Here is an 11216-nt window from a genome sequence, read left to right on the forward strand (position 1 = left end):
CTGTTAAAAGTATTAAACAGTGTTGACCAACTACCATCCGATGCGATGACATTGATGAGGAGCATCATGAGATTTTTTTCTTTACGTCAAACCAGCCGTGCTGTATTGCTAGCTATGAGTGCCAGCCTTGCGCTTACATTGAGCGCCCAAGCTGCCACCGTTAAACCTGCAAAATCACAAGCGCCTCAGGCAAATGCCGTGACCGCGCAGAATAACGTCAATCGTTTGACGCCAGCCAATAGCACCGATGGCATTATTGCTTTAGTCAATGAAAATGCTATCTTAAAGAGCGATTTGATCGATGCTACTACCCAAGCACAAGCACGTGCACAAGCGGCTGGTGAACCAATAGCAAACTCAGCACAACTACAGTCTGAGGTGTTAAATGCGCTCATATTGCGTGAGTTACAACTGTCCATGGTTAAGCGCGTCGGTTTAAACCCTGATGAAGCGGCTATTAATCAACGCCTTGGTCAAATCGCGCAAGCAGAAGGGCTGACGAGCATCTCAGCTTTGCAACAGCGTTTGGACGCAGCAAAACCTGGTAGCTATGCGGCGCTACGTGCGCAATTAATCGAAGACGCAGCCATTCAAGCCTTGCAACAGCGCCAAATCGGTAACCGCGTGCGCATTAGCGAACAAGATATTGATGCATTTTTGGCCTCGCCTGAAGCCAAGCGCTTAAACCAGAGTGAGTATCAAACGATTCATGTACGAGTGCCTTACATGGATGACTACAGCCGACTCTCAGAAGCCCAACGCAATGAGGCGTTAAAGGTAGCAGAAGCTCTGCGTACTCGCCTGCTTGCACCAAACGTTGATGTCGCTGAAGCGGTCGCTGCCAGCCAAGGCAACTATCCTATTCCGCTACAAGGTGGCGATATGGGCTTTCATAAAGCCGCTTCTCTACCTACAGAGCTATCAAGTGAGATTACCAAACTTGAGGTTGGTGCGGTCAGCGCACCACTAATAACGCCTGAAGGCATCGACATCATCAAACTTGCTGACAAAAAAGCCAGCGACACTATGCTGATACCACAGTGGCGTACTCGTCACATATTGGTAAAAGTTGATGAGCTACAGACAGACGCGCTTGCTGAGCAAAAGATTAATGATTTGTATGAACAGCTACGCAGCGGCGCTGATTTTGCTGGTTTAGCATCGACCTATTCAGATGATCCCGGTTCCGCTGGCCGCGGTGGCGATCTTGATTGGGTGAGCGAAGAAGATATGATTGGTCCATTCGAAGCCATGATGAAAAATACGGCGGTTGGTGACTACTCTGCTCCTTTCAAAACCCAGTTTGGCTGGCATATATTGAAAATAGACGGCAAACGCCAACAAGATATTAGCGATCAATATCGTCGCAACATGGCACGTCAAGCGCTTTATCAGCGCTTAGCACCGCAAGCCAAAGAAGACTGGCTACAAGAGCTACGCGCAGGTGCTTACATCCAAGTACTTGGCTAACTGATATAGGCATCGATAAGTCAAATCTAATAATGCTTTGTCAAAAAGGGTATATGCTAATGCATGTACCCTTTCTTTATTGACGTTTATTTATGCGCTAAAAATAATCAGAAGGTCATCTTAAATATATTGCAGCATATCCAAACACAAGAATATCGAATAAAATAAATGTAAGCATTACGCACACAAAGAAAAGCCCCGAACCTAGGGCGATTGGTTCGGGGCTATGGCGCTTCATATTGTTGTTATTATTTCTTCCATGCTGACTCATCCTAAGTCATAAACAGTATCCTATAAGACAGCGGGCTGACCTGTGTTTTATTGATACTGTCTCAACACTGCATCCATGCGTATCCTTGTGTTGATGCAGGTATTGTAGGGTAATCAGTTTAATGCGACTAGAGGCTAAAGACCTTATTTAACGTAAGCATATGCTTACAGCCTCTTTTAACATTGCATCATACGATGGCTATAGTATTGGCAGGCTATCAACCCTAACTTCTCTGCTCTTCTGCATGTTCCTTTGAGACTTTTTCACCTTCTTTTTTACCTTCTACTATTTTATTATCAGTCTCTTTTATATCTTCCGCTTCTGCAGTAGGGGCATTTTGCGCTTGATTGCTCTCCTCTTCTGGTTCGTATTGTAAAGTCGTCATAACAGGAAAGTGATCCGAACCTATCGACGGCATACGCCGAATATCTACCACCGTAAAGCAAGCACTATGGAAAATATGATCCAGCGCCCAACGTAAAAATGGATAGCTGACATGAAACGTATTGATAAAATGTCGACCAATACGCGGATCCAACAATCCTGAGATACGTTGAAAGCGTCGAGTCGTCTTTGACCATGCCACATCGTTGAGGTCGCCTGCCAATATCGCCGTTTGCTTGTTTTCTTTGATGTGTTTGCCAACCATCAATAGCTCAGCATCGCGGGTAGTAGATTTATCCGCTTCCGTCGGGCTTGGCGGCATGGGATGCAAGCAATACAACCAAATCACGCGACCACTTTGCAGGCGCAGTTGGGCATGAATAGAAGGTATGTCATCAATCATCAAGTACTTAACTTCAGGATCAATCAACTCAAGCTTAGAATAAAGATGCATCCCATACAGATTATCTAGTGGCACTTTCACGGTGTAAGGATAATCAGCTTCGATTTGATGCAGCGCTTTTTCCCATTTTTCATCACTCTCTAGCGTAATTAAAATATCAGGCTGTCTTTGCTTCACCAAATCCACCAATTTTTGGGTGTCATCATTGGGCGTTAGTACGTTTGATACCATTATTTTTAGTTGATGCACCTGCCCTTCTGGCTTGTCTTTTGCCTTTTGAACTTCTTTTTTCCATAGCTTGGTATAAGGCAATACCATCCTAAGCTGAAAGGCTAATGTAATGCTTAAGACGGTAAATAACAGCCACTGTCCCAGCTGCCACTCTGACCAAAAAATCAGCATACCAACCCAAGCAATGACACCCAATACCATGATCTGAATACGCGGAAATTCAACACCGCGCACCCACCAATTATCCAGTGGTATCCAGCCCCAAATCGTCACAAATGCGATGAATCCTGCTAGCCACTGTATGCTGTAATATAATAGTGAGAGATCCATAGTATGTATTAGCCGTCTATTAAATGATGAATATCGCCATGGTTTTAACTGAACTGACGTTAGCTGTTTACTTTAGCATTTCAGAAGGTTATCGCCTACTGATGAGCATGGATTATTCGTTAACCGCTATAAAACATTACACTTTTAATTCGCCCACCATAACGAATACTACGGACGAACTTATTTTTAGGGCTATCTACTTGTGGCGAGTGAGGCATCGCCACTATCGCCATTAGGTTAATAACTTAAAGTTATACTGAACATCATTAATAGTGTATGAAAAACCACTAAAAACGGCCAAAACGCCTTGCTTTTTATGGCTATTCACGGCATTGTTATCGGCTGACAATGCAACAATTTATGGTAAAAAGGATTGAGTTTCATGAGTAATTTAACAGTAGGCTTGGTAGGCTGGCGCGGCATGGTCGGTTCAGTATTAATACAACGTATGACTGAGGAAAAAGACTTTGACGGTATTACACCCGTGTTTTTCTCAACCAGCAACGCAGGTGGTGATGCCCCAAGCCTTGATGGTATTCATACCGGCCAATTAAAAGATGCTCATGATATTGACGCGCTAGCAGCTTGCGATGTCATCATTACCTGCCAAGGCGGCGACTATACCTCGCAAGTCCATCAACCGCTACGTGATAGTGGCTGGAATGGCTACTGGATTGATGCGGCAAGCACCTTGCGAATGGAAGATGACAGCATCATCATTCTCGATCCAGTCAATCGCGCCGTTATTGACAGCGCCCTAGCCAATGGCAAAAAAGACTTTATCGGTGGTAACTGTACCGTGTCATTGATGCTCATGGCGATTGGTGAGCTGTTTAATAAAGGCTGGGTAGAATGGGTCAGCGCCATGACTTATCAGGCCGCTAGTGGCTCTGGTGCTAACAACATGCGCGAATTAATCGCTGGCATGGGCGTGCTACACAATGCGGTCAAAGACGAGTTGGCTGATCCTGCCAGCGCCATCCTTGAGATTGATAAAAAAATCGCTCAGACTCAGCGCTCAGATGATTTTCCTAAGCGATACTTTGGTGTGCCACTAGCAGGTAGCTTGATCCCCTATATCGATGTTCAGTTAGAAAACAAACAGTCAAAAGAAGAATGGAAAGGCGGTGTCGAGACCAATAAAATCCTTGGTAATTCTGAAGCCGATAAGATTGCTATCGACGGCATGTGTGTGCGCGTTGGCGCGATGCGCTGTCATGCGCAAGGCCTTACCATCAAGCTCAAAAAAGACATTCCGCTAGAAGAAATCGAAGCAGCACTTAAAAACAGCGGCAATGAATGGCTGGACTTGGTCGAAGACGACAAAGAAGCGACTATGAATCGTTTAACGCCAGTGGCAGTGACTGGTACATTGACAGTTGCACTAGGTCGCTTGCGTAAGCTCAATATGGGCCCTGAGTATCTAGGCGCATTTACCGTTGGTGATCAATTATTATGGGGCGCAGCCGAGCCGCTACGTCGTATGCTGAATATCATCCGTGAGCAAAAAGACTAAGTTTATTTTCTTAAAAAGTCAGTACAAAAAAGACAGCAAATGCTGTCTTTTTTTATGGGCGTACCACTTCCAAAAATTTGAATAGCACGGCAAACAAATGCAAGTCCTACTTATAACAAGCTCAGCAAATGTGACAACGCTCATCTTATACTTTGAGGCTAGTATTACTTTGTCTTGTAAGCAATCATCACTTCATTACGGCGCAAAAAAGGCAGTGTCCAAGGCGGATTATAACGCGCCAGTTCAGGCTCGCCCGTTATAGTCAAATTTTGGGTTTGCATCCAAGATTGTAGCTCTTCCGTTTTAGTCGCTACTTTTTTACTGCCTGCCAACCCTGAAAACTTAATCACACCGTACGTCTGTGCTGGCACCTCGGTAATCGTGATGTTTGGATTATTAGGCTTTGGCAGTGTTTGCATCGTATATTGACTGGGCATAGTAAATTGTACACGCCACTTACCATCGTCTTGCTGCATGCTTACTGGTGCTGTCATCGCAATTTTCTGTGATTCGCTATCACTCTTTTTGTTATTAGGCTGCATTGTAACGGGCGCAGTCATGCTAATTTTACTACTGCCGCCAGTTGGCGCTGTATTATTGCCAAATATATAGTCGGCTAACACTTTAAACCCTTCGCGACTCGCTGAGTCTTGGTCACCACTTACCAACGTTTGTGCCACTAGCTGCTTATCGTAACGACGCAGCTCAAAGTCATCCATTTGCGACAACACTGTATAATTCGGCTCTTCGGTCGCCATAGCTGCTCCTGAGGTTAATAATGAACCACTTAATAATAAGTAGGTTACCTTTTTCATAGTATGTCTCCAGCAGTTAAAACATCGCTTAGCAATGGTTACTGTCTCGCCATTATGATTTCTACTTTACCAACTACTCATAAGTACTGTCTGTGTCTTTTGGTTATGACAAAATACTATTAACCAAAAGACACATTTATCAGATATATCAATACCTCATAAACATCCATGTCCAAAAAAACTGCTAACAATGCTATAATTATCACCATTTTCATAGCGTAAATAGCGATAATCATATGCAATTTGTCTTACATAAAACGGCCAGCGGTGACACGCGTGCGCGCCGTGGTACGGTTCATCTCAATCATGGCGACGTACAAACGCCAGCGTTTATGCCTGTTGGCACTTATGGTACAGTCAAGGGCATGCTGCCACGTGATATTGAAGCCATTGGTGCGGATATTATTTTGGGCAATACCTTTCATCTATGGTTACGTCCAGGTACCGAGGTGATTGATAAGTTTGGCGGCTTACATAAGTTCATGCACTGGGATAAGCCTATCCTGACCGATTCAGGTGGCTTCCAAGTATTCAGTCTGGGTGCCATGCGTAAAATCACCGAAGAAGGGGTCGACTTTAAGTCTCCTATCGATGGTGCGAAAGTTTTTCTGTCTCCAGAAAAATCGATGCAGATTCAGTACAGCTTGAACTCAGACATCGTCATGCAATTTGATGAGTGTACGCCCTATCCTGCAACTCATGACGAAGCAAAAAAATCGTTAGAGTTGTCCTTACGTTGGGGACAGCGCTGTGCTGATGAGCACAACAGACTGGGCAGCACCAACGCATTATTTGGCATTATTCAAGGCAGTATGTATCCTGATTTGCGTCAGCAATCACTTGAAGGCCTGCTCGATATCGGCTTTGATGGTTATGCCATTGGTGGTCTGTCAGTTGGTGAACCAAAAGATGAAATGATAGATGTCCTAGATTACCTCCCTGATGATATGCCAGCAGATAAGCCACGCTATCTGATGGGCGTTGGTAAGCCTGAGGATTTAGTTGAAGGCGTACGTCGCGGTGTCGATATGTTCGACTGTGTGATGCCGACGCGTAACGCGCGTAATGGTCACTACTTCGTCACAGGCGATGCAGACAATGCTGGTGTGGTACGTATCCGTAACAGCCAATATCGCAATGACGAAGGTCCACTAGATCCTGAGTGCGACTGCTATACTTGCCAAAATTTTAGCCGTGCTTATCTCTACCATCTTAATAAGTGTAAAGAGATGCTGGGTGCTCAATTAGCGACTATCCATAACTTGCGCTATTATCAGCGTTTGATGCAAGGTATTCGTGATGCCATTGAACAAGACAAATTTGATGAGTTTGTCAGCGAATTTTATAACAAACGTGGACAAACAGTACCTGAGTTAAATCTACGCTAATCATACTTTTGCCATTGTCATAGCTATAAAAAGGGCTTAAGAATTATCTTAAGCCCTTTTTAGTGTGTTGCTTTTATTATTTCTAGTTAATCAGTACTAGCCCATTAACGAGGTTACAAATACCACGATCACGGCAATCGGTGCTACAAACTTAGCAACGATTTGCCATAATTGCCATGCACTATTAGACAGACCAAGCTCTTGTTGAATACTGCGTTGATCCATTTGCCAACCAACGAAAATAATTGCAGCAAGACCAGTTAGCGGGAGAAGGAATTTACTGGTAATTTTATCCAATGCATCAAAGATACCGTTCCCCATGATAGTGAAGTCAGACCATAGGTTAAATGATAGTAATGCCGCAACGCCTAATAGCCAAATCACTGTACTGGCAACGATGGTTGATACCGTACGACTCATCGGTGTACGTTCTTCTAAAAACTCAACGGTTGGCTCAAGCAATGAGATTGATGAGGTAATAGCAGCAAAAGTAATAAGTAAGAAGAACAACGTACCAATGATCGTCCCTGCACCCATGCTACCAAAAGCGATCGGTAAGCTGACAAAGATAAGACCAGGACCTGAAGCAGGGTCTAGACCATTGCTAAAGATGATTGGGAAGATTGCTAGACCAGCAGCCAAAGCAATAACCGTATCTAAAATCACAACGGTACGGGCGGTTTTTAGTAAGTTCACTTCACGACCCAAATATGAGCCATAAGCAATCATAATACCCATACCAATAGATAGGGTGAAGAAGGCATGACCCAATGCTGCAAGCATCACATCGCCAGTCAACTTGCTAAGATCTGGTGTGAATAGATAAGCCACTGCTTCGCCAAAACCACCGTTTATTACGTTGTAACCAACGATGACGAACAAAATCACGCCGAGTAGTGGCATTAAGACTTTAGCTGTGGTTTCGATACCTTTGGTCACACCAATACCGACAATCAAAGCAGTAATAGCCATAAACACGGTATGCCAAATCGTCAACGTACCTGCTGAAGCCAACATAGCATCAAAGGTCGCAGCAATAGAATCACTGTCTTGACCAATAAAACTGCCTGTACCTGCTTTAGTAATATAGTTGAGTGCCCAGCCGCCAATCACACTATAAAACGATAGAATTAAGAAACCACCTAAAATACCTGACGCACCGATGATGCCCCAACTGCGCGATTTACCTTCACTTGCTGCAACATCCGCAAAAGTGTTGACTGGGTTCTTTTGCCCACGGCGACCAATCAGCCATTCAGCGACTAGAATCGGAAAACCTACCAGCGCGATACAGAATAAATAAGCGATAACGAAAGCTGAACCACCGCTTTCACCGACCATATAGGGAAACTTCCATATGTTTCCCAAACCAACTGCTGAACCAACCGCTGCCAATACGAAGCCAAAACTTGAGCTCCACTGTGCATGTTCTTGTTTATTAATAGCCATTTTTTCCGTCCTCGTGCTTCAATTAACATCACTGATAATCTTCCTTGATTATCATAAATAGCCATGAGAAATATCAGGCTATTCAATAAACACCTCAATGTGAGGCGTCCAGCAACATTAAGAAAGAATTGTTTACAATATCGTAAAGGCTCAGTTTCTGCTAAGCCACCAAAAAAGTCAAGCGCTCATAAACATAAAAAGCCATAACAATTGGTTATGGCTTCTGGTAATTTTATCTATAACTGACAAGAGTTTGGCTGATTACTGAATGCATACTATATATGATTTTCAGCAAAAGCCAATCGCCGTTCTAGCGCACCACACCACGGCGGCTTTTTTGTAGTGAATCAATGAGCAACTGGATTTTTGGCTCTTTTGGTAGCAACTCATTATTCAAAACCTCAAGCGCTTGCACGGTCGTCAGACCAGATCTAAAAATCATACGATAAGCTTGACGCAATACCTCAATTGTCTCTTTTGACCATCCTTTACGACGCATACCTTCCACATTGAGACCATGAGTCGTTGCTGGATTACCAGATACCATGGTAAAGGCGGCTACATCTTTTAGAATCAGACTTGCGCCCCCAATCAAGCTATAGTCATCAACCGTACAAAACTGATGAATACCTGAATTACCGCCAATGATCGTGTGATTACCAATAGTCACATGCCCTGCAACGCCAACATTGTTGGCCAATACATTATGATCGCCAATCACACAATCATGAGCCACATGAGTGTTCACCATCAGTAGATTATGGCTGCCTATTTTAGTGAGCTCACTATCTTGTGCAGTACCACGGTGTAAACTACAGGCTTCTCGAATGGTATTATGATCGCCAATCTCAAGCCAAGTACGCTCACCAGCATACTTTAAATCCTGAGGATCTTCGCCAATGCTCGCAAATTGATAAAACTCATTGTGTTGACCAATACGAGTCAATTTGGTAACAACTACATGGCGATGCAGAACCGTGTGAGCGCCAATAGTGACCTCATCACCGACGATACAATACGGACCAATGATAGCAGTCTCATCAATTTGGGCGGACGGTGAGATGAGTGCTGTTGGATGGATCTGACTCATAATGTGGGCCTTTGTATGATCTGATGCGAGTAAATGGTAAAACAAATACAGCCAATTTAGTTTTATGAGAAAACCTAAGCATGGCTCTGCTGTTAAATGCGAGTGTCAATTATAATGCTTATGACCCGCTTTGACCTAATTCTTTAGACGCTTTGTTTAAAGAATTAGGTCAGCTACGAGGCACAATGGCTATTAGTAAACGTTATTGTTCTTGGCGAGCAATCATTATTTGCGCACTGGCAGCTAACTCATCGTCAACATGTACAGTACAGTCAAATTTATAAATACCGCGCTTCTGCATCACTGTTTTAGCACGAATAGTCAGCTGATCACCAGGAATCACTCGACGTTTAAAACGGACTTTATCAACACCTGCAAACAGATATAAATAACCATCTTCTGCGGTCAGACCGGCACTGATAAATCCGAGCACGCCTGAGACCTGAGCCATGCACTCAACCATAAGTACCCCTGGCATAATCGGCTCATCAGGAAAATGACCATTGAAAAACTCTTCATTGATAGTCACATTCTTAATACCCGTAATGCACTCACCAGGTGTGCAATCAATAATCTTATCTACTAAAAGAAAAGGATAACGGTGTGGCAAATAATGCTTTAACGTATGATAAGTTAATGGCAGCGTAAGACCTTGCTCAGCTAAGCTTTTCATTTCTTTATCATTCAAAATATCGATATCGGTGCTGCTCATAATGGTGCTTCCTTGCTATGTTTCAAATCGCTATGATTTTACTGTGTTTGTATATATGCATTGATATTTTCGCTAATCACGCCCAAGCTGACGGAAGCGTACAGCTGCCCGTCGCCAGTTAGCGGTCGGCATAGCAGCCGTTCCAGAGGAGTATGAACCAGCGGTTTTGATAGATTTGGTTACCATGGTCATCCCAGATAAAGTGACATCATCTGTAATCTCAATATGACCTGTGATACCGACCGCACCGCCAATAATACAGCGCTTGCCGATACTAGTGCTGCCCGCGATACCCGTTTGAGCCGCGATGGCCGTGCCATCGCCGATACGCACGTTATGAGCAACTTGTACCAAATTATCAATAATAACGTGATTGCCAATGACCGTATCATCAATGGCACCTCGGTCAATGCAAGTTTGACTACCAATTCGCACATGATTGCCAATTACGACCCGTCCTAATTGAGCAATACGCTCCCAACCAGTGTTACTAGGATCTTTGGTTGGTGCAAAACCAAAACCTTCTGCACCCACACTGACACCCGCGTGTAACCTCACATGATCACCAATGACACAATCATGCCCGATCACCACTTGTGATTTGATAACGCCATCAGTACCAATAGTCGTATTTTCTTCGATCACCACATGCGCCGCAAGTGAGCTACGCGCACCAATTTGCACATAATCGGCTATCACACAAAAAGGTCCGATATTCACCTGCTCACCAATGACCGCACTATCAGCAATCACAGCGCTAGGATGAATACCACCAGACAGTGACTCACGAGCAAACAACTGACTAGCACCAGCATAAGCTAAGTATGGGCTTGCGACGACTAACGCTATCGCTGTGGCGGGCACTTGATTGCGATATTCTGCAGTAACCAATACAGCCCCTGCCTCGCTGATAGCCAGACTAGAAATATAATGAGGATCGGCCAAAAAGCTTAACTGATTATGACCAGCCGTGGTCAAACTACCAATACTGCTGAATTTTTGACGTAGCTGTTCAGCGCTGATTTCAGCCTTATTGGTGATGGGCTGACGCTGCTCAATCCGAGTGATAAGTTGCTCAATCGTTATCATAGTGACTATTAATATAAATATTGTTATGAATAAGACAATCGCCAAGCTGAACAATCACCTTGGCGATC

The 11216-nt window shown here is 44.0% G+C and carries 9 protein-coding genes; 3 read left to right on the forward strand and 6 right to left on the reverse strand.

The annotated features are described in order from the left end of the window. The first annotated feature begins 66 nt into the window (after window positions 1-66). A complete protein-coding gene (locus JMX95_RS01755) occupies window positions 67-1470 on the forward strand; it encodes a peptidylprolyl isomerase (RefSeq protein ID WP_201559866.1) in 1404 nt (467 codons plus the stop codon). A 494-nt stretch (window positions 1471-1964) separates the two neighbouring features. On the opposite strand, the gene JMX95_RS01760 is transcribed toward JMX95_RS01755, so the two are convergent. Beyond that, a complete protein-coding gene (locus JMX95_RS01760) occupies window positions 1965-3089 on the reverse strand; it encodes an endonuclease/exonuclease/phosphatase family protein (protein ID WP_201559867.1) in 1125 nt (374 codons plus the stop codon). Between the two features lie 382 nt (window positions 3090-3471). On the opposite strand from JMX95_RS01760, the gene asd reads away from it, so the two are divergent. Then, entirely contained in the window at window positions 3472-4605 is a 1134-nt protein-coding gene (asd, locus tag JMX95_RS01765) for an aspartate-semialdehyde dehydrogenase (protein ID WP_201559868.1), read from the forward strand. Window positions 4606-4769: 164 nt separating this feature from the next. Here the strand turns inward: asd and JMX95_RS01770 are convergent, their stop codons facing one another. Beyond that, entirely contained in the window at window positions 4770-5420 is a 651-nt protein-coding gene (locus JMX95_RS01770; protein WP_201559869.1) for an SOUL family heme-binding protein, read from the reverse strand. Between the two features lie 236 nt (window positions 5421-5656). Here JMX95_RS01770 and tgt point away from each other — a divergent pair, with 236 nt between their 5' ends. Beyond that, on the forward strand, window positions 5657-6808 hold the full coding sequence (gene tgt, locus JMX95_RS01775; RefSeq protein WP_201559870.1) for a tRNA guanosine(34) transglycosylase Tgt: 1152 nt from the start codon (window positions 5657-5659) through the stop codon (window positions 6806-6808). Between the two features lie 96 nt (window positions 6809-6904). Here tgt and JMX95_RS01780 read toward each other — a convergent pair whose 3' ends face one another. The 4 genes from JMX95_RS01780 to lpxD all read right to left on the reverse strand — a co-directional run bounded on the left by JMX95_RS01780 (window position 6905) and on the right by lpxD (window position 11148). Beyond that, the gene (locus tag JMX95_RS01780) at window positions 6905-8257 is read right to left on the reverse strand and encodes a sodium-dependent transporter (RefSeq protein WP_201559871.1); all 1353 of its coding nucleotides are present in this window, start codon (window positions 8255-8257) and stop codon (window positions 6905-6907) included. 310 nt (window positions 8258-8567) lie between these two features. Beyond that, complete coding sequence (gene lpxA / locus JMX95_RS01785; protein WP_060490688.1) at window positions 8568-9347, reverse strand: acyl-ACP--UDP-N-acetylglucosamine O-acyltransferase; 780 nt, start codon at window positions 9345-9347, stop codon at window positions 8568-8570. Between the two features lie 202 nt (window positions 9348-9549). Beyond that, window positions 9550-10059, reverse strand: a complete 510-nt coding sequence (gene fabZ, locus JMX95_RS01790) for a 3-hydroxyacyl-ACP dehydratase FabZ (RefSeq protein WP_045444990.1) — start codon at window positions 10057-10059, stop codon at window positions 9550-9552. A gap of 72 nt (window positions 10060-10131) precedes the next feature. After that, complete coding sequence (lpxD, locus tag JMX95_RS01795) at window positions 10132-11148, reverse strand: UDP-3-O-(3-hydroxymyristoyl)glucosamine N-acyltransferase (protein WP_201559872.1); 1017 nt, start codon at window positions 11146-11148, stop codon at window positions 10132-10134. Window positions 11149-11216: the final 68 nt, after the last annotated feature.

Origin of the sequence: Psychrobacter sp. NC44 (genome assembly GCF_904846655.1) — a bacterium.
In the GTDB taxonomy this organism is placed as follows: domain Bacteria; phylum Pseudomonadota; class Gammaproteobacteria; order Pseudomonadales; family Moraxellaceae; genus Psychrobacter.